Raw genomic sequence first — 19,796 nt, 5'->3', positions numbered from 1 at the left:
GAGTCCGGCTACCCAAGCCCAGCTGGCCGTCTCCCCATAGACACCACAGAAAAGGAAACCGCACCATGTCCCCCACTGACTCTTTTATCAGCGCCCCTCGCGATATCACCACCCCCAACGGCCCACGCCGCGAGGGACAGCCCGCGTGGAATAAGCAGCGCGGCTCCGCCATGCCCCACGAGCGCTACCAGCCCTTCGCCGTCGAAGTGGAAGACATCGACCTGCCGGACCGCACGTGGCCCAGCAAGAAGATCACCCACGCCCCACAGTGGTGCGCGGTGGATCTGCGCGATGGCAACCAAGCGCTGATTGATCCCATGAGCCCAGAGCGCAAGCACCGCATGTTCGACCTGCTGGTCAAGATGGGCTACAAGGAAATCGAGGTCGGCTTCCCGTCCGCCTCCCAAACGGATTTCAGCTTCGTCCGCGAAATCATCGAGGGCAATAAGATTCCCGATGACGTCACCATCCAGGTCCTAGTCCAGGCCCGCGAGCACCTGATCCGCCGCACCTTTGAGGCCTGCGAGGGCGCCAAGAACGTCATCGTGCACTTTTATAACTCCACCTCGAAGCTGCAGCGCCGAGTGGTCTTCCGCAAGGACAAGCCCGCCATCAAGAAGCTGGCTACCGACGCCGCCGCACTCATCAAGTCCATCGCCGCGGACTACCCAGACACCACGTGGCGCTGGGAGTACTCCCCCGAATCCTTCACCGGCACCGAGCTAGACTTCGCCCGCGAGGTCTGCGATGAAGTAGTAGAGATCATGGATCCCTCCCCTGATAACCCAATGATCATCAACCTGCCCTCCACCGTGGAGATGATCTCGCCCAATGTCTACGCCGATTCCATCGAGTGGATGCACCGCAACCTGGCCCGCCGCGAAGACATCTTGCTCTCGCTGCACCCGCACAATGACCGCGGCGAGGGAATCGCCGCCGCCGAGCTGGGCTTTATGGCCGGCGCGGACCGCATCGAAGGGTGCCTGTTTGGCAATGGCGAGCGCACCGGCAACGTTGACCTCATTACCCTGGGCCTGAACATGCTCACCCAGGGCGTGGACCCACAGATCGATTTTTCCGATCTGCCGCAGATCCGCGAGACCGTCGAATACTGCAACCAGCTGCGCGTGCCAGAGCGCCACCCCTACGGCGGCGAGTTGGTCTTTACCGCCTTTTCCGGTTCCCACCAAGACGCCGTCAACAAGGGCCTCGATGCGCTGGCGGCCACCATCCGCCCCGGCGCGAACAATACCGAGGTCTCGTGGGAAGAACTGCGCGAGGCCATCTGGGAGGTTCCCTACCTGCCCATCGATCCCAAGGACGTGGGCCGCGACTACCAGGCGGTCATCCGCGTCAACTCCCAGTCCGGCAAGGGCGGCGTTGCCTACATCATGAAGACCGACCACGGCATCAATATGCCGCGCGCCATGCAAGCGGAATTTTCCACCGTGGTGCAAGAAATCACCGACTCCGAGGGCGGCGAGGTCAATTCCAAGAATATGTGGGACATCTTCGCCACCGAATTCCTTGACCGCGAGACCCCGCTGGCCGTGGAGGCCTTCCACGTAGACAACTCCCCGGCCGCTGACGGCGACGTCGCCGTGACCGCCACGGTGGCCTTCCGCGGGGAAAAGTCCACCGTCTCCGGCACCGGCAACGGCCCCATCGCGGCGTATGCCAACGCGCTGGAATCCCTGGGTATCGACTTCGAGGTCATGGAATACTCCCAGCAGTCCCGCTCCGCTGGCGACGACGCCGAGGCCGCCTGCTATATCGCTGCCGACGTCAACCAGAGCAAGGTGTGGGGCGCCGGAATCGCCGGATCCACCACGCGGGCTTCCATTAACGCGATTAACTCCGCCGTCAACCGCGCCTTGGCCTAAGCCCGCTCGCCGGCACTGCACACCAGTGCCGCGCCCCGGCGTGGTAGAAGGGTGGGTATGCCTTCTTCTACCTACCTCATTCCGCACCGCGGCCTGGGCGCCGTGCAGGCCCTGCCCATCTATGGTGCGCAGACGAAGGAAAACCAGGAGTTCACCGTCACCTTGGCGCCCCGCGAGGACGGCGGCCTGGAGGTGCGCACCGACTCCCCCATCGGGCACATCACCAGCGCCGACCGCGCCGAATACCCCGAGATAGATCTGCTCTTTCGCGCCGGGCTCACCCCTGCAGCCACAGCCGCGCCGCAGCCCGATGGCTCCTTGTCCCTGCTATTGCCCCGGCCGGGCCTCTGCCTGCCGGCCAATAACCCACCGGCCGGCCCGTGGACGATGCTGGGCTATGCCCCGCCCATCAACATCACCGACCTGCCCGCGGATGTGGATATTCCCGCCCACGCGCGCATGCACGTATTGGTGACGCTTTCCCCCAGCCCCAGCGGTTCCGGCGCCGATGCTTATTTGGGCCCGCAGTGGGTGGGGCGGCTGGATGGGGTGGACGTCGCCAAGCAGGGCATAACCCTGGCCCATGCCTACCATGCGCCGCGCAGCACCGGCCGCGTACTCAGCATCTATGCGGGTGCGCCGCTGCCGGATTCAAAGGAAGCCTCGCTTGCCGACGCCACCCCTACCTCCCCCGCCGCCACCGAAACCTTCGAAACCACGAGCTTCCGCGCCGTCAACGTCGATGACTCCGCACCGCGCCGCCAGCAGTGGTGGCCCACCCTCATTGCCCTGCTGGTAATTGCAGCGCTTATCGCCGTGCTTATTTTTATTCTGTAGAAACTTTTGGGGCAAGATAACACCCCTTTCTCGCCGGGTTGGGAAATTGGAAATCGCCCCTAGAGACGCTTAGAATGCAAAATAACTATTGTTTTGCATGGAAAGGCCCCAATGACTTCGCTGGATTCCGCCACCTACGTGGTCCCTGACCACGGTTTTGGCGTGATCCATAACCTGCCCGTCGGGGATGTGTCGCCGGAGATTTTCAGCGGCTTGCTCGAATCCACAGCCACGGAAGATGGTTACCTATCCGCAGAACTCGGCCCCCGTACCGCCGAGGAAGGCTTCGCGGTTCGGATCGATGACTCGCTTGTGGGCCACCTCAGCGCCGCCGATTCCCAGGCCTACGCTCTCTTTGACTGGATTCTCAGCGCCGGCCTGCACCCGCGCGCCACCGCCCATGTGAGCATGACAGATGCCTCCGGCGAAGAATGGCCCACGCTCAACCTGCTCCTGCCGGCGCCGCACCTGTGCATCCCCGCCAATAACCCGCCAGCGCAGCGCTGGACCATGCTGCCCGGCGAGACCACCGCCACGATGACGGAGTTTTCCAAGGACGTCACCGCCTTTCCGCACACCGACGAGCACTACCTCGTTTCTTTGCGCACCCGCGGTTTCCTGCGCCGCAATACCGTCGACGTCTATATCAATAGCACCTTCTTGGGCTCCCTTCCCCGGGAGGCCGCCCGCGAGATCGCCTCTGCCGTGCTCGACTGCACCAAGACCGGCCGCCTCGCCATTGCCCACGGTTACTTCCACTACAACGCCGATGACCGCCCCGCGCTCACCGTCTACGCACACAACGCCGCCAATAGGCACCACGCCGGCCTAGTCTTGGGCGTAGTCGCCGGTGGCGCCGCCATCATGTCCGCAGCCACCGCAGCCCGCGCACAGGCCGCATCCGCTGTTCCCGGCGGCACCACTGCCGGCGCCACTACCGCCGGCGCTTCCGCAACCAGCGGTTTCAGCGTCGCCTCTGCTGCCGGTGCTGCTGGCGCTTCCGGTGCCGTGACCTCGAACCTGCTGGCCGCAGCCGGCGTCGCCGTGCTCGTTGGTGGCGGTGCCACCGTGGCCACCAACCTGCTGAGCGACGACGAAGCCCTTTCGGACACCAACGCGCATTCCACCGCGCCCGCTCCGGAAGGCAATCACTCCTCCCTCGATTCTTCCCACTTCGACGGCAATGGCCCCAAGCGCCCCGCGCACCCCACCACGCCGCGCATCCACGATGCCGGCCCCACCAGCGGTGCCTCGGCTCAGCCCCCGCTTGCCGACGCCCCCTCTTTTCCAGCACCGCACCACCACACCTACCCTTCGCAGACCACGAAAAAGCCCAGCGCGACGCACTCTCCTCACGCTGACCGTGCCCAGGCCCCTGCCGCCGACAACCGACGTGGCTATCACAGCGAACCCCGCGGCGGCCAGCACGTCGAGGATTCCCAGGCAATTTCCCGCGCCGCCTCCGCCGCGGCCGCTGCCGCCAGGGACGCAGCCAATAACGTCGCCTCAGCCCGAACCTCAGCCCCGGCACCGGTACCGGCAACGCCTCAAACCACGTCTGCCGCGGCGCCATCCTCCAGCTCGGCGCCCGCACCCCAGATAGCGGCCAAGGCGCCGACCGCAACCTCCTCGTCCTCCCAGTCTGCAGAGCCTTCCCAGACCACGGAGTCCACGAAGAGCACGACATCTGCGGAGCCTTCCTCTGAGGCATCCTCGCCTGCCGAGCCGTCCAATCTGCCGACCTCAAGCACGTCTACCTCGGAAAAGACAACTTCCAAGAAAACGACAGCTGAAACTACCACCGCAGCCTCGACGGAAAAGCAGACCGCAGAGCCTTCCAGCTCCGCCACCAGCTCCGCCACCAGCTCCGCCACAAGTTCTGCCACGAGCGAGCCAACGTCTAAGCCGACCCAGGCTGCAGAGCCTTCCCAGACCACCGAGTCCACGAAGAGCACGACATCTGCGGAGCCTTCCTCTGAGGCATCCTCGCCTGCCGAGCCGTCCAATCTGCCGACCTCAAGCACGTCTACCTCGGAAAAGACAACTTCCAAGAAAACGACAGCTGAAACTACCACCGCAGCCTCGACGGAAAAGCAGACCGCAGAGCCTTCCAGCTCCGCCACCAGCTCCGCCACCAGCTCCGCCACAAGTTCTGCCACGAGCGAGCCAACGTCTAAGCCGACCCAGGCTGCAGACTCGTCTACGTCTACCTCTACCTCTGCGTCCTCTACGTCCACTTCGGCACAGCCCGAGCCCGAATCTTCAGAGCCTGCGTCCTCGGATTCAAAGCCCTCGGAGTCGACCGCACCTACCACGACGTCTCCGTTGCTGACCTCGGAGTCCGAGCCTGAGCCTAAGCCGGTGCCGGTTACCACCGCGCCAAGCACCACTATCGCAGGTTCCGAGCTCGAGCCGACGCCAGAGCCGGAGACTACTGCTCCTACGACGACGATCCCTGGCTCAGAAATCGACCCCACCCCCGAACCAGAGATCACTGTAGAGCTCGAACCGGAGGTGCCGCTGGTACCGTCCGAGCCGGAAGAGCCGGAAGAACCGGAGAAACCGGCAGAGCCAGCAGAGCCCGCAGAGCCGGAAGCACCGGGGCGACCTGAGGAGCCCGAAGAGCCAACGACTCCGCCGAAGGTCATTGTCGTCGTGGAAAATTAAGCGGCGCGCCCTGTCCCCCTGCACGAAATGCGGGATACTACACTGAGTTTAATGAACAACACACCTGGCTCCTCCCCGCAGCACACGCCGGCGTCGGCCCCAGCGCCGTCGCCCGCGACGGTGGCTTCGCGCCACGCGGCCAGGTCCACAGCGCCCAAACCGGGCACAGAACAGCGACGTACCCGGCCGCGCCGCGCAGTGCGACCGTCCGGCGAACCGGACGCCGCAAAGCCCAAGCCAAAACCGAAGCCGAAGCCGCACCCACCTGCCCGTCACGAGCGGCCTGCCACGCCAAAAGAGGCTAACAAGAAGCCGCAGCAGCCGCAGCAGGCCGACTCATCCACCGATGCGGCCGACTACCCCTACGTGGCGCTGACCCTACAGACCACCGGCATCCACCCCAGCACCGGGCGCATCGTGACTATCGACGCCATCGCATTCAACGACGCCGGCGAACAAGGCCAGCTCTTCCACGCCGTCCTCAAGCCCGATATCGACGCCGGGCCGCGCCACCTCCACGGGCTGAGCACCACCGATATTGAGCAGGCACCGGCTTTTGGCAAGATCCTTAAATCGCTAGACAAGCTTATCGACGGCCGCACGCTCATCGTCCACGATCTCCCCTATACCTGGGGCTTTCTCGTCGCCGAGGCCCGCCGCGCCATGATGGCCGCCGCGCGCCAAAACCGGGCGCGCAACCGCGGCCGCAATAAGGGCCGCCGGCGCCGCCAAAAGGTCGGGCACGTCCCCACGCCGGTTCGCATTATCGATACCTTGGCCACCTCCTACGCGCAGCAGGTGCGGGCAAATGATGTGCGGCTGGGGGGCGTCGCCAAGCAGAGCGGCCTGGACGCCACGCCGCAGGCCTCGGTGGAGCGCGCCGGCCGGCCCGAGCCAGAAACCTCGCGCGAGAACACCGAGCTGCTCATCGCGCTCTACCGCCAGCAAGAAGGCGGCACTGTGCGCAGCTATGCGCCGGAGGACGTGCGCGCCGATCGCTTTGGCCTGCAACGCTCCCACGTGCGCGTCGACGCCGCCGAGGCCCCCGTCCAGCACCACAATCCCGGCAAATATGAACCGGGCAAGGAGCTGCGCCGCGGCATGGAAATCGTCGTCGCACCGGAAATCCTCGAGGACCCAGACACCATCATCGCCGCGCTCATGCGCGAAGAGCTCAATTATTCGGAAAAGCTCACCCGCGAGTCCTCGCTGGTTGTCTGCAATGTCACCACGGATCTGGTGGGAAAGCCCATGCATGCCCACCGCAAAGGCATCCCGCTGATGTCGGACGCCGCGTTTCTTGACGCCCTCACGCGCATCGAAGACGCCGAGCCCGAACCCGAACCCACTAAGCCTGCGCCGCGCGCCCAACGCTCGCCGCAGAACAACAAAAAGGGCGGCGGTAAGAACAACAAGCGGCGCCGGCGCCGCGGTGGCCGCGGTGGTCGCGGCAGAGGCCGCCGAAATTCTGGCGGCTCGGCGGCGAAAAAGAACGACTAAGCCGCCCGCCCGACTACCCTAGGGGACATGAGTTTTAGAGTCCCGGGTGCGCTGAAGAAGTTGCGCACCACCACCGCCACTACCGCCGCGAAGTTGGCCACTACCGCTTCCCGCGCCACCGGCCGTGGCGCCGGCGGAATGATCGGTGGTCTAATCGCCAATGCCATTGACCCTTCGATCATGACCAACCTGGGCGGTGGGCGCCCGGCCGTGCTAGTTACCGGCACCAACGGCAAGTCCACCACCACCCGCATGTTGGCCGCCGCGGTTCGCGCCGAGCACACCGTAGCCACCAACGACGGCGGCGATAACATGGACGCCGGCATCATCTCCGCGCTCATGGCCGGCAAAGACGCCTCGCACCTAGTCCTCGAGGTGGACGAGCTCCACGTGCCCCACGTGGCCGATAACCTCAACCCGCAGGCCCTGGTTCTGCTCAACCTCACCCGCGACCAGCTGGACCGCGTGGGTGAAATCAACAAGATTGAGCGCGCGCTGCGCGGCGCCGTGGAGGCCCACCCGGACATGCTCGTCATCGCCAATTGCGACGATGTGCTCATGACCTCCGTGGCCTACGACGCCAAGAATGTCATTTGGGTCTCGGCCGGCGCCGGCTGGCTCGGCGATTCTGTCACCTGCCCGCGCACCGGCGGGCACGTCGTGCGCACCGAGGATGACTGGTATGCCGTTAAGCCGCTTGCCGACGGCCGCGAATTCCGCCGGCCGCAGCCTACCTGGGGCGTCGATAAGCATGGCATTATCAGCCCCACCGCCAAGCGCCCGCTGAACCTGGCGCTGCCCGGCCGCGCGAACCGGGGCAACGCCGCGCAAGCCATTGCCGCGGCCGTGCAGGGCTTCGGTGTGGACCTCGATAAGGCCATTGCGGCCGCTGAGGGCATCGACGACGTAGCCGGCCGCTACTCCACCATTCATTGGCGCGGCCGCGAGATTCGCTTGCTGCTGGCCAAGAACCCGGCCGGCTGGCAAGAAGCGCTGTCCATGGTGGACCGCAGCGCCGATGGCTTGGTCATCGCCACCAACGGCCAGGTGGCCGATGGCATTGACATGTCCTGGCTGTGGGACGTGAAATTCGAAGGCTTCAATGGCCTCAGCGTGAAGGCCGCCGGCGAGCGCGGCACCGACCTGGCGGTGCGCCTGGTCTACGCCGATATCTCCCACGAGCTCATCCCGGATCCGCTCGATGCGCTCGCCGCCTGCCCGGAGGGTCGCATCGAGGTCCTCGCCAACTACACTGCCTTCCGCGATTTGAAGAAGGCGCTTTCCAAGGAGGCCACCAATGCTTAATATCGGCCTAGTGCTTCCCGACGTCCTCGGTACCTACGGCGACGACGGCAACGCCCTCGTCCTGCGCCAGCGCGCCCGCATGCGCGGCTTCGAAGCGGAGATTCACCCGATCCGCTTGGGCGAGCCCGTGCCCGAAACGCTGGATATCTACACCCTCGGCGGCGGCGAAGATACCGCGCAGATCCTGGCCGCGGACCACCTAATTTCCGATGGCGGCCTTACCCGCGCCGCTAACGCCGGCCGCCCGGTCTTTGCCATTTGCGCCGGCCTGCAGGTCCTCGGCGAATCCTTCCGCGCCTCCGGCCGCATCGTCGACGGCGTCGGGCTGATCGACGCCACCACGGCCGGCATGCAGGACCGCGCCATTGGCGAGGTAGCCTCCGAGCCCACCCGCGCCGGAGTCACCGCGGACCTCACCGAGCCGCTGACCGGCTTCGAAAACCACCTAGGTGCCACCATTCTCGGCCCGTCTGCGCAGCCGCTCGGCACGCTCACCCGCGGCAATGGCAACGCCGACCAGGCTGCCACCGCCGATCTCAGCGACGGCTCCGCCCAGCGCACCTACGAAGGCGCCGTCCAAGGCAGCGTCATCGCCACCTATATGCACGGCCCGGCGCTGGCCCGAAACCCGCAGCTGGCCGATCTCCTCCTCGCCCAAGCGATGGGTGTGGCCCTCGCGGACCTCGAGCCGATTGAGATCCCGGCCGTTGACCGCCTGCGCGTCGAACGTTTCAACGCCTCCGAGCCCCCGCGCTCCCAAAGATAGGCCCGCGCCTGTGGATAACTTCGCCCGGCAGCCCCGGAACCCCCGAGTTATCCACAGGCTCGGCCGCCTGCCCTTGTAGCCGCCTGCCCCCGCCCATAGGCTGCGGGGCATGACGTTATTGGAGCAGCTGGGCGACATCGCTAAGCGCGGCGTGGAACTTCTCGAAGAGGCCCACGCCGCCTCCAGCCTGCCCCTGCCCGCGGACCAAGCGCGCACCGTGCGCCGCACCGCCGCGGCCTTCCTCTCGCCCACCAGCCACTCGCGCTATCAATCCCGCGCCCTGGCCGCCGCGCGCCGCAACCAACACAGCCTGGAAACCCTCGCGCTCATCGCCCGCCGCTCGCGCGGCATTTCTGACCCCACCAAGCGCTGGCAATTCCGCGAGAAGCTATGCGCCACCGCCGGCACCACCGCGCAGGTCTCGCGCGCGGCGACGCGGCTGCTGCGCGAAATCAACCCGCCGCCCGAGCGCGAAGACGGCGGCCGCCGCATCATGCACGGCGAGAAAACCACCCTGAGTTTCACCGGCCCCGCCGCGCAGATGGCCGATATCTGGGCCGCCGCCAAATCCGACCCGCTGGCCTGGCTCACCGGTTCCCGCGCCGCCGCGCCCGCGACCGTGACCACCAATGTCATCATCGAGCTGCCGGATTACCTGAAAATCCTGGCCGGCGACGGCGACGACATCCGCCTCGCTCTCACCAACGGCGCTACCATCACCGGCGCCGAACTCGTCCGCCGCACCCTCGCCGGCGCCGGCCTTTTCACGCTCATCCACCCCGAGCGCGGGCCGGTCAACCTCTACCGCACCCGGCAGGCCTCCGCGAAGCAGCGCCGCATGCTCGAGGCCGAAGGCGCCCGCTGCGCCTGGCCCGCTTGCCGACGCCCCGCCTCCGAATGCCAAGCCCACCACCTCTTCGAATACTCCCGCGGCGGCCTCACCCACCCCGAAAACATGACGCTGCTGTGCCCATATCACAACTCCATCAACGGCCTGCCGGGCCGCGGCCGCATGGCCCGCGTCAATGGCCGAATCGCCTGGCTTCCGCCCGCCAGCCGGCACAACGCTTCGCCAAGCAGCATGCATAGCGGCCACAGCGGTTTACACAGCAGCGCAGATAACGGGACGGCAAGCAAAGCACACGGGCCGCCAGTGTTCACCGGCCGCGGGCGAACCGGGCCCACGGCCGCCGTCCCCTAGTCCGCGCTCGCGCGCTCACCCGCGCTAAATGGTCAGGCGGCCAGAGAGCGCGCGGGACAAGGTGAGTTCGTCCACGAACTCCAGATCGCCTCCGAGCGGCATGCCGGAGGCCAATCTGGTGATCTTCAAATCAGGGAAGTCGCGCAGCAACCGCACCAGGTATGCGGCGGTGGCTTCGCCCTCCGTATTGGGGTCGGTGGCGAGGATGACTTCGTGGATGGTGGGGGTGACGTCGTAAAGCGGGGCTTCAGGAGTGGAATCCGCCAGCTCGCGGTCCGGCAGCACACCACCGAGGCGCTGCAGCAGCGTGGAAATATTCAAATCGCGCGGGCCCACATTCGCCAGTGGATCTAGCGCGCCACCCAAGACGTGGTAGCGGCCCTCATACTCGCCGGTGCGCTCGATGACCTGGATATCCTTCGGCTCTTCCACCACGCAAATGGTCGAGGCGTCGCGCTGCGAGTTAATGCAGATGCGGCAGACATCCTCGCGGGAAATATTGCAGCAGATGCGGCAGAAGGTCACGCCGTCGCGCACCGCGCCCAATGCGTTCTGCAGCCGCTCGATGTCCTCAGGCTCCATGTGCAAAACGTGAAACGCGATGCGCTGCGCCGACTTCGGGCCGATGCCCGGCAGGCGCGAAAACTCGTCGATGAGGTCTTGCAGAGGTCCTTCAAACATCAATTACTCCCAAAATCAGCAAAAGGCCGCGGCCCCAACGCGGGGCAACGGCCTTTTATCGTATCGTGCGGGCTACTGGTTGCCGCCGAAGACATCCTCAAAAGACGGGCCACCCTGGCCGCCCATGCCCTGGGACAGCGGGCCAATCTTCTCCTGTGCCAGGCGGCCGGCCGCAGCGTGGGCCTCCTTGAACGCGCCCATGACCAGGTCCTGCAGGGTGTCGACGTCCTCTGGGTCCACGACGGACTTATCGATCTGCAGGTCCACGAGCTCGGCGCCGCCGGTCATGGTCACCTTAACCAGGCCGTTGCCTGCCTGGCCCTCGACGTTGGTGGCGAGGATTTCTTCCTGCGCCTTCTGCAGGTCCGCCTGCACCTGCGCGGCCTGCGCGATGAGGTCGTTCATGTCATTTGCCTGCTGCATTGGGTCTTGGTCAGCCATGTCGTTTCCTTTCTAATTCAACTGTAAATTTCGCTACCGCCCGAGTGTACCGTGCTTGCCGGTTAGGCACGCCGTGCGCCCAGCTCGCGCTCCAGCAGCTCCATAGCTACCTCGGTAGCGCTGCGATGATCCATCTCGCCGGTCGACTGCGCGGCCTCCATCATGTCCCGCTCCTCGTCGTCGCGGGTGTAGGCCGGCGGTTCCTCCGGCGGAGCGGCAAAGTCCGGCTCAGGCTCGGGCGGCAGCGGCACACCATTGCTGAACTGCGATTCATCGCGCTGCTTAGCGGCCTGCGTCGCCCGTGCGATGCGCGAGCGCCAGCCAGGCTTGCTTTCTGGTTTACTCTCCGCCTCCTGATCGTCGGCCGGCTCGCGCGCCGGCTGATTCGGCGTCCACGCTTCCTTGCGCTGTGGCGGCCGCGGGGCATCGAAACCGGCGGTCTTCGGGTCGGTGCCCACCACGCAGTTCACGGCCACATCGCGCTGGAACTCTTCCTTGAGCACCTCCACAATGACGGCGTTATTGGCGGGCGCGTTGATGCGCTCGGCCAGCGCGCCGGTGGTGTGTCCCAGCGTCAGGGTGCCATCGCGGAAGCCAAGCACGCGGGCTTCGGCCAGCATGATTTCGGCCACCTTATTCCGCTTTCCGACGCTCCCCCTCAACGCCACCCATTTCTCCCTCACGGCCTCTGCGAAGTCACCCGCCGGCTCCTCCGCCGCCTGCGATTGCGCGGCAGGTTCCGGCGCAGTTTCCGTGGCGGATTCCTCTGCACGGGCCGGCACAGGCTTCTCCAGTGGCTCGCGACGCTCCTGCTGGTCCGGTGCCGGCTGCGCCGATTGCTGCTCGGGCACCTCTGCCTGCGGGATTTGCCGCTCACGCTGCCACGGGTCTCCAGCCTCTTGCTGCTGCGGTTGCGGCTGCGACTCTTGGTTCTGAGGCTTCTGCGTGCGTTGCGGCTCAGCGGCCGCCGGCTGCTCGGGTTGCGCCTTCGGCTGCGCATCCGGTTGCGGCTGAGCGGCCGGTGCAGAGGTTGGAGCAGAAGACGGGGCAGAAGCCTGCTGCTCCTGGGACTTGGCGCGGCGGCGAGCGATGATGGCAGCAGCGGCGGACTGGGGGTCTTGGGCACCGGCGACGGCGGAGTTGGCCGCGGGAGCACCGCCCGGGGTCGCAGGGCCAGCCGGCGCGGGCGAGGCCGCGGCAGCATTGACAGCGGAGGCGGGAGCGGGGGCGGAAGCCGCTGCGGGTGCAGGCGCGGCAGCAGCGGGGCCGGTGGACCCGATAAGCAGGTGCGCGCACATGATTTCTAGCAGCAGGCGCGGTGAAGTAGCACCGGTGAGGTCGCTGATGCGGTCATTGACCGTGGATGCCAGGTAGGTCAGCTGCGGCCCGGAAAAGCGCTGCGCCTGGGCGGTAAGCACCGAGGCGCGGTCGGTGGGCGCGGAGACGAGGCCGGCGTCGATGGCGCCGGGCACGGCCTGCAGAATCATCAGATCGCGCAAACGATCGAGCAAATCGACGGCGAAGCGGCGCGGGTCGTGGCCGGCCTCGATGACGTGGTCGACCATCGCGAAGAGGCCGGGTTTGTCCTGGTTGGCGAGGGTTTCGATGGCGTCGTCAAGCAGCGAGACATCGGTGACGCCCAACAGCGGCCGGGCAAGGTCATAGGTCAGGCCATCGGGCCCGGCGCCGGCCAGTAGCTGGTCCAGCAGAGACAAAGTATCGCGCGGGGAACCGCCGCCCGCCTCAATGACCATGGGGTACACGGCGTCCTCGACACGCACACCCTCGGCCGCAACGGTGCGCTGCAGCAAGCCCTTCATGGCCGGCGGGGTCAGCAGGCGGAAGGGATAGTGGTGGGTACGCGAGCGAATGGTGCCGATGATCTTCTCCGGCTCCGTGGTCGCGAAGATGAAAATGACGTGCTCCGGCGGCTCTTCCACCACCTTGAGCAGCGCGTTCGCACCGGAGGGCGAAATCATATGCGCCTCGTCAATGATGAAGATGCGGTAGCGCGATTCGGCCGGCGCGTAGTAGGCGCGGTCGCGCAGCTCGCGCATGTCCTCCACGCCGTTGTGCGAGGCGGCGTCGAGCTCCGTCACGTCCAGGTTGCCGGGGCCGCCGGGAGCGAGGGAGACGCAGGAATCGCATTTGCCGCACGGCGTCGAGGTCGGCCCGTGCTCGCAATTGAGCGAGCGGGCCATAATCCGCGCCGAGGAGGTCTTGCCGCAGCCGCGCGGGCCGGAAAAGAGGTAGGCGTGGTTGATGCGCCCTGCATCAAGGGCGGCGGATAGCGGCGTGGTGACCTGCTCTTGGCCCACGACCTCCGCGAACGTTGCTGGACGATATTTCCGGTATAAAGCCACGGTTAGCCAGTTTACCGGCTAACCCTCGCGCGACCAGTCCAGCAGGTCAATGCCCTGCTCGGCCACCGCTGCCTGCAGCTTGCCGACGCCCTCTTCTACCCCAAACGCATATTCCGAATCCGTCAGCATGACTAGCTGCAGGATGAGGGTCAGGCGGCCCTCCTCGCGAAACTGCGGGGTCTGCCCGCCCCACAGGTACGGCGCGATGAAGAGCCCATGGTGCACGGTGACGTCAGGGACATCGAGGATGGACGGCAGCATCACGCCCGGCTGCGCCGGCAGCAGGCCGCCGGCTTTTTCGAAGGTGTCAGCCGCGGCGTTGATGGCGGCGGCCACCTCGGGCTGCCCGGTGCGCGCCACCGTGAGCAGCTCGCAGCGCACATCGGTGCCGTCGTCCTGGCTTTGCAGGCCGGTATCGATGGTGCTGAAGGTGGTGGTGAGGGCGAGCGATTGGGCGTCGGCAAGCGAGGCAAGGCCTAGCCGGCGCTTATCGACGTAGCGGAACTCCAGCGGCGCCGGGATAATCTCGCTCAGCCACAGGGCAGACTCGTCGGCGTTGATTTTAGGCCCCCAACTTCTCCACGGCGGCGAGCAGCACGCAGGTGGCAACGCCGTCCATCGCGGCCTCGACCTCTTCCTGCGGCGGCAGGGTTGGGGCGAGGCGGATATTGCGGTCATTGTCGTCCTGGCCGTAGGGGAAGGCGGATCCGGCCTGGGTGAGCAGGATGCCGGCATCGCGCGCGAGCTCCCAGACACGGTTGGCGGTGCCGTCGACGACGTCGAGGGAGATGAAGTAGCCGCCCTTCGGATTGGTCCACTGCGCCACCTCGTACTCGCCGAGGCGCTTGTCCAAGATGCGCAGCACGGCATCGAACTTGGGCTTAATCAGCGCGGCGTGGCGGCGCATTACCGCGCGCACGCCCTCGGCAGAGCCGAAGAACTCGTGGTGCGCCAGCTGGTTAATCTTATTGGGGCCGATGCCGCGGATGCCCGCGTGCTCCAGGTACCACTCGAGGTTGTCCTCCGAGGTGCCAAAGAAGCCCACGCCCGCGCCCGCGAAGGTGATCTTCGAGGTAGAGGACATGGCCCAGAAGCGGTTCGGGTTGCCTTCTTCCGCAGCGATATCCAGAATCGGCAGGATTTCCGGGAAGTCCTCGGTCAGGGTGTGCACCGCGTAGGCGTTATCCCACACGATGCGGAAATCCGGCGCGCCGGCCTGCATCCGCGCAAGGCGGCGGGCCTTGTCTTCAGAAATCACGGCGCCGGTGGGGTTAGCGAACATCGGCACTACCCACATGCCCTTGACTGCCGGATCCGCCACCAGCTTTTCGACGGCCTCTACATCCGGCCCGTCTTCCTCCATTGGCACGGTGACCAGCTCGAAGCCGAATTGCTCGGTGATGGCAAAGTGACGGTCGTAGCCCGGCACCGGGCAGATCCACTTAAGCTTTTCTTCTTTGCTCCACGGCTGTGCGGAATCATTGGTACCGAAGAGAAACGCCCAAGAAATCAGGTCGAACATGATATTCAGCGAGGACGAGTCTGCGGCAATCAGCAGCTCTGGGTCCATGTTGGTCAGCTTGCCCCAGATATCGCGCAGCTCTTTGATGCCCTTTTGGTTGCCGTAGTTACGCAAGTCGTTTCCGGCCGCATCGGTGTAATGGCCCGGGCCGGGCAGCGCCAGCAAATCATTGGAGAGGTCCAGCTGTGCCTTGGCCGGCTTTCCGCGGGTCAGGTCCAATTTCAGGCCCTTAGCCTTAAGGTCCTCGTAGTCCTTACGGACCTGGGCGGCGAGCTCCGCGAGTTCGGACGATTCCAAAGTAAGAAGCGACATGCGTATGTCTACCTTCCATGTATAGGGCGACTTTTAGCCCCCAATAGTAACGCACGCCATACAAAAAGGGGACCCCGCGCACCCGCCAGAGCCTCCTGACCCTTGCTGCATTCCTGCCCTGGGGGAGTTCAGAGGATGGACGCCACGCGGAATCCTGCCCCATACTTTAACGCCCGCGCGCCGGTTTAGCCAAATGAGCCTCCGGCCGCATGGGCCGCCACCGCCCACCGGCGCGCAACCCAAGGACCATTCGACGGATAACGGCTTAAGATCGCCGAAAATAGGCCCTGACCTGGCGATTGGTAAAATAATTGCCACGGCTGCTAATGTTTCTTCTCGGAGGATTCGACTAGCGGCCTATGTCACACGCCTGGAACGCGTGCGGGGTTCACGCCCCTCGTGGGTTCAAATCCCACATCCTCCGCCATTATGAAGTCTCGAGACATCGTTACTATTTCGATGTCTCGAGACTTTCTTCGTTTTGGGGATTAGTTTGGGGTTAAGGGGCAGAAAGGGAGGGTTAAGCGACAAAATGTGTGTCTGCTATCGGCGTGTCGCGGGGTTAGATGTGGCCTTTTTGGATGCCGATTGAGTGTGTGTACTCGGTATCGATACCGTTGTCGTAGAGGGCTGGTTGTCCTGTTTCATAGTCGGCTTGGTTCTCGTTTCGGGTCAGGGTTGTAACTTTGGCGAGTTGGTTCTGGCCCCAGTTGGACTGTCTGGCGATTTCTATTGGATCGCCAGGCAGTTCCGTTTTCAGATACAGCCACCAATCCAGCATTTTGCGTTGGTGCTCACCGCGTCTGCCGCGATGAGTTCTTGCAAGGAGCTTCAGCTGGGCGTTGATGCCGCCTTCAAGACTGTTGGTGGTGGATTTGATCCGGTGCGGCTCGAGCACACCTTTCGGGGGCTTGAGGTAGACAAACAGCAGGTCATTGCGCCACAGGTGGTTGAGACTGTTGTAGGCCTTGCGCACGTTGACATGGGTCCACACGAGTGTGTCTTTTGCTGTTTTCGGGTCTTTGACCTGTGTCTTTTCGTTGAGCCAATCCTTGTAGAGCGTGTGAAACTCTTGCAGTTGTGCACCCCATTGTGCAGCCTCGTCCAGGGTGGTGATGCGGGTGAGTTTCAGCGCGAGTCGGTAGATGGTGCGGCCAGCATCAGTGCGTGGTCGTGAGGTGGTGTAGCGGCGTACTCTGCGTTGGGCGTGCACGAGGCAGCGTTGGATTTTGGTGTTTGGCCAGCACGTTTTAATTGCGCTTGTGGCTCCTCGGCCACCGTCGATCACAGCGATCAACGGTGCTTCGATGCGCTCGAGCAGGCGCTTGTAGTCGTGTGTGGTTTCTTGTTTGCACCAGTGCCAGGCGATGACGTGGTCGAGCGTTGCCGCCACGATCAGACAGCCACCTGCGGTGTAGGTGCCGTCGATGAAGATCTGGTCGTAGACCCTGCCTGTATGGCCGATGGTCGGGTCAGGCACGTCAACCAGCCAAAAGGCATCGAATTTGCGCTGCAGCGTACGTGTCGAGCAGCTCATGTTGCCGGCGATCGCCGCAAGACTGGTCCCGGCGGTCAGGTGCTGGATGAACGCACGAAATAGGGCTGCGTTGGTGATATCGCTGCGCTGCTTGGTCAGTGAAGCACCGCAGATTTTGCACCGCCACCGGGTCGTCCCGTTGCTGGTGGTGCCGTTTCGTTTCATATCGCCGCCACAATGGCAGCGTGGTCGGTTCTTTGGCATTGGGCAACCGAACCACCGCTCCGTAGCACACCATGGCAGCCACACCGGGGATTTTCGCAAGAGAGGGCCAATATATGCTTTTGGAGCATATATTTTCCGCAAACGCGGAGTTCAGAGCATGAAAATCAACGATTCCGGACACACATTTTGTCGCTTAACCCGAAAGGGATTAAGCATCAACCAACGCCGACGCAAGCTGCTACTTTCACAATCCTAAAAATGTCGGCACCCCCAGATGTCCCTCAAGCCGGGGAACGAACCCTGCCGAGGGTGTAGAAGTTATAACGACTTTCGCTTCACGGTTTAGAGTATGTGAGTCCCCTATGGCGCGAGCGCCATCCCCTACGTGTACCTTCATTCGAGGAGTTACCCGAACATGCCAAGACCGGTTGATTCACACACCTCCTATGTCCCGGCCATCGACGGCCTTCGGACCGTCGCCGTGCTCGGTGTTTTGATTTACCACCTCAACCCTGCATGGTTGCCAGGTGGCTATTTGGGTGTCGGCATGTTTTTTACGTTGTCGGGCTACCTCATCACCGCAAACTTGATGCGAAGCTACCGCCGTGGCAAAGGCTTGGGCTTGCCCACGTTCTGGTTGCGCCGCTTCCGCCGACTCGTTCCGGCGGTTGCGCTCATGCTGGTAACGGTTTTGCTACTCACTATCTTCTTCGACCTGCCCAAACTGGGCGAAAATGCCAGGTTCTCCTTAAGTTCGCTGTTTTATGTCAATAACTGGCATGTCATCGCAGAAGGCCAATCCTATTTCGACCGCTTTGCTGGACACGCGCCGCTGGACCACATGTGGTCGCTGTCCGTGGAGGAACAGTTCTACCTGTTCTGGCCGCTCGTGTTGTTTGTGCTTCTTAAGCTCACCGGCGGCAAGCGCGCCCCATTGGTCGTCAGCACGCTGGTACTGGCTGCTGTGTCTTTTGGTTGGATGGCCTTCCTCTTCAACACCGGATCCGATGCCACCCGCGTCTATGAGGGCACCGATACCCGCGCTGGCGGGATCCTCTTGGGCGCCGCGTTGGCCATCGCGCTGACTAACGCGCAGGGTTACCGCATTCCGCCGCGCCTGCTCACCATCCCCGCCGCGCTGCTCGGCGTGCTGGGCATCGCCGCCCTCTTCTGGCTGCTGCCAGATTACTCACCGCACCTGTACAACTGGGGCCTTCTAGCCCTCTCAGCGGCCAGCGTCGCAGTGATCACCGCTGCCCTAGACAAGCGGACACTGACGTCCAAGTTCTTTGGCCTCACGCCGCTGCGCTGGATTGGTGAGCGTTCCTACGGCATCTACCTGTGGCACCTGCCCGCCATCGTCTTCATTCCCCAGTGGGAAAACCTGCCGTGGGCTCATCCTGCGCTGGTCACCGTGGTGGCCGTTGCGCTGGCACACATTTCTTGGACGCTGGTGGAGGATCCGGTCCGCCGCTACGGCGTACTCGCGCCCTTGAAGCAATGGTGGGGCAAGCGCCATACGCTGCCGCGCATGGCCCTCGCCATTCCGGCTACGCTGCTTGCCGCGGTGGTATCCATGGGCGTTCCCGCTGCGTGGAATAATTCCCTCAACCAGGCCGAGCAGCCCGGCGCACAGCAGATGGGCGTCCAGATTGGCGGCGACGGCCCGGCCCCGTCCGACTCAGAGGAGAAAGATTCCTCCGCTGAGGCTACCGGACAAGCTTCTCCTTCCGCGGAGAATGCGACCCCAGAGGACGGCAAGACCCGGTGCACCACCGTCATTCACGTCGGCGATTCCACGTCCATCGGAATGTTTGATGATGACTACCTCTCCGATCCCCAGCGCAACGCGCAGGTGACGTACAAGAACGTCGGCGCGCACGAAGTGGTGGCTGATGTCACCGGTGCACGCTCCACTGTGGAGTCTTTGGAGGGCGATCCCTCCATCCGAGATTCCGTCCAGCGTCTTCTGGACCAGGGCTACGGCGAGGACGCCTGCTGGATCATCGGTGCCGGCGTGAACGACGCCGCCAACCGCGCCGTGGGCGGATCCGGCGAGGAGGACTGGCGCGTGGACCAGATCATGGAACTATTGGGGGATGCCCCCGTCCTGTGGCCGACTGCCGCGACCAACCTCAATTCCGGCCCCTACGATAATGCCAACATGGCGCCCTTCAACAAGGCACTCCTTGCCGCCCGGGATCGCTACCCAAACCTTATTGTCTATGACTGGGCTTCCGACGTTCGCCCCGAATGGTTCCTCCCAGGCGATGACGTGCATTACCAGACTGAAGGTAATGAAAAGCGCGCGGAGTACTTCGCCAAGGCACTCACGTTGGCCTTCCCCACGGATGGCTCCGCACCGGACGATCAGATAGTCACGGTAGATAAGTAGGCGTGGCCACGTCAGTTGACGACGGCTTTCATTCCACCAGCATCAAAAGCGTTGAGAACCTGATGGACGCGCTGCCGGGAAATACCGCATTGCTTAGCTACCTTTGACGAACTGCGACCTGGATGGCGTACAGCTTTGACTATGGCCATAGTGCCGTTGCTGTTGCATAGCAACGAAGCCGGTATTTCTGTTGTATACGGGCGCGCGGCCGCGCTTGCCGA

At 64.3% G+C, this 19,796-nt stretch carries 15 protein-coding genes, 1 tRNA gene and 1 other RNA gene; 9 read left to right on the top strand and 8 right to left on the bottom strand.

All coding sequences use genetic code 11. The annotated features are described in order from the left end of the window. Nucleotides 1–65: 65 nt before the first annotated feature. From leuA to ACKFRX_RS01415, 7 genes are all read left to right on the top strand, one after another. Nucleotides 66–1,883 carry a 2-isopropylmalate synthase gene (leuA, locus tag ACKFRX_RS01445; RefSeq protein WP_408919337.1) on the top strand — a complete coding sequence of 606 codons (1,818 nt, stop codon included), beginning with the start codon at nt 66–68 and terminating at the stop codon, nt 1,881–1,883. 57 nt (nt 1,884–1,940) lie between these two features. Continuing rightward, the gene (locus tag ACKFRX_RS01440; RefSeq protein WP_408919338.1) at nt 1,941–2,720 is read left to right on the top strand and encodes a hypothetical protein; all 780 of its coding nucleotides are present in this window, start codon (nt 1,941–1,943) and stop codon (nt 2,718–2,720) included. 111 nt (nt 2,721–2,831) lie between these two features. Beyond that, a complete protein-coding gene (locus tag ACKFRX_RS01435; protein ID WP_408928027.1) occupies nt 2,832–5,387 on the top strand; it encodes a hypothetical protein in 2,556 nt (851 codons plus the stop codon). Between the two features lie 198 nt (nt 5,388–5,585). Further along, nucleotides 5,586–6,887, top strand: a complete 1,302-nt coding sequence (locus ACKFRX_RS01430) for a DNA polymerase III subunit epsilon (protein ID WP_408928261.1) — start codon at nt 5,586–5,588, stop codon at nt 6,885–6,887. Between the two features lie 27 nt (nt 6,888–6,914). After that, nucleotides 6,915–8,192: a MurT ligase domain-containing protein gene (locus ACKFRX_RS01425; protein WP_408928026.1), complete on the top strand. Its 1,278-nt coding sequence runs from the start codon at nt 6,915–6,917 to the stop codon at nt 8,190–8,192. Beyond that, nucleotides 8,185–8,958 (top strand): type 1 glutamine amidotransferase, encoded by a 774-nt coding sequence (locus ACKFRX_RS01420; protein ID WP_408928025.1) that lies wholly within the window; start codon nt 8,185–8,187, stop codon nt 8,956–8,958. Before ACKFRX_RS01425 ends, ACKFRX_RS01420 begins: the two co-directional genes overlap by 8 nt. A gap of 109 nt (nt 8,959–9,067) precedes the next feature. Then, complete coding sequence (locus tag ACKFRX_RS01415; RefSeq protein WP_200436062.1) at nt 9,068–10,159, top strand: HNH endonuclease signature motif containing protein; 1,092 nt, start codon at nt 9,068–9,070, stop codon at nt 10,157–10,159. A gap of 24 nt (nt 10,160–10,183) precedes the next feature. Here ACKFRX_RS01415 and recR read toward each other — a convergent pair whose 3' ends face one another. The 6 genes from recR to ffs form a co-directional block, all read right to left on the bottom strand. Continuing rightward, nucleotides 10,184–10,840 (bottom strand): recombination mediator RecR, encoded by a 657-nt coding sequence (gene recR / locus ACKFRX_RS01410; protein WP_408928024.1) that lies wholly within the window; start codon nt 10,838–10,840, stop codon nt 10,184–10,186. 72 nt (nt 10,841–10,912) lie between these two features. Then, nucleotides 10,913–11,281 (bottom strand): YbaB/EbfC family nucleoid-associated protein, encoded by a 369-nt coding sequence (locus tag ACKFRX_RS01405; RefSeq protein ID WP_005327377.1) that lies wholly within the window; start codon nt 11,279–11,281, stop codon nt 10,913–10,915. A 62-nt stretch (nt 11,282–11,343) separates the two neighbouring features. Further along, a complete protein-coding gene (locus ACKFRX_RS01400; protein ID WP_408928023.1) occupies nt 11,344–13,644 on the bottom strand; it encodes a DNA polymerase III subunit gamma and tau in 2,301 nt (766 codons plus the stop codon). An 18-nt stretch (nt 13,645–13,662) separates the two neighbouring features. Continuing rightward, the gene (locus ACKFRX_RS01395) at nt 13,663–14,253 is read right to left on the bottom strand and encodes a suppressor of fused domain protein (RefSeq protein ID WP_005323164.1); all 591 of its coding nucleotides are present in this window, start codon (nt 14,251–14,253) and stop codon (nt 13,663–13,665) included. Then, nucleotides 14,207–15,478: an aminotransferase class I/II-fold pyridoxal phosphate-dependent enzyme gene (locus ACKFRX_RS01390; RefSeq protein ID WP_408928022.1), complete on the bottom strand. Its 1,272-nt coding sequence runs from the start codon at nt 15,476–15,478 to the stop codon at nt 14,207–14,209. Before ACKFRX_RS01390 ends, ACKFRX_RS01395 begins: the two co-directional genes overlap by 47 nt. 60 nt (nt 15,479–15,538) lie before the next feature. Further along, an RNA gene (ffs, locus tag ACKFRX_RS01385) (signal recognition particle sRNA small type) lies at nt 15,539–15,637 on the bottom strand. Nucleotides 15,638–15,816: 179 nt separating this feature from the next. Here ffs and ACKFRX_RS01380 point away from each other — a divergent pair. Next, nucleotides 15,817–15,905, top strand: a tRNA-Ser gene (locus ACKFRX_RS01380). Between the two features lie 135 nt (nt 15,906–16,040). On the opposite strand, the gene ACKFRX_RS01375 is transcribed toward ACKFRX_RS01380, so the two are convergent. Beyond that, entirely contained in the window at nt 16,041–17,219 is a 1,179-nt protein-coding gene (locus ACKFRX_RS01375) for an IS256-like element ISCre1 family transposase (protein ID WP_013887464.1), read from the bottom strand. Nucleotides 17,220–17,595: 376 nt separating this feature from the next. Between ACKFRX_RS01375 and ACKFRX_RS01370 the strand changes: the two genes are divergently transcribed. Continuing rightward, nucleotides 17,596–19,575: an acyltransferase family protein gene (locus tag ACKFRX_RS01370; RefSeq protein ID WP_408928021.1), complete on the top strand. Its 1,980-nt coding sequence runs from the start codon at nt 17,596–17,598 to the stop codon at nt 19,573–19,575. An 11-nt stretch (nt 19,576–19,586) separates the two neighbouring features. On the opposite strand, the gene ACKFRX_RS01365 is transcribed toward ACKFRX_RS01370, so the two are convergent. Beyond that, nucleotides 19,587–19,724: a helix-turn-helix domain-containing protein gene (locus ACKFRX_RS01365; protein ID WP_408923072.1), complete on the bottom strand. Its 138-nt coding sequence runs from the start codon at nt 19,722–19,724 to the stop codon at nt 19,587–19,589. Nucleotides 19,725–19,796 lie beyond the last annotated feature (72 nt).

Source organism: Corynebacterium tuberculostearicum (assembly GCF_046097465.1).
Taxonomy (GTDB): domain Bacteria; phylum Actinomycetota; class Actinomycetes; order Mycobacteriales; family Mycobacteriaceae; genus Corynebacterium; species Corynebacterium tuberculostearicum_I.
This window is presented reverse-complemented; position numbering and strand designations above follow the sequence as displayed.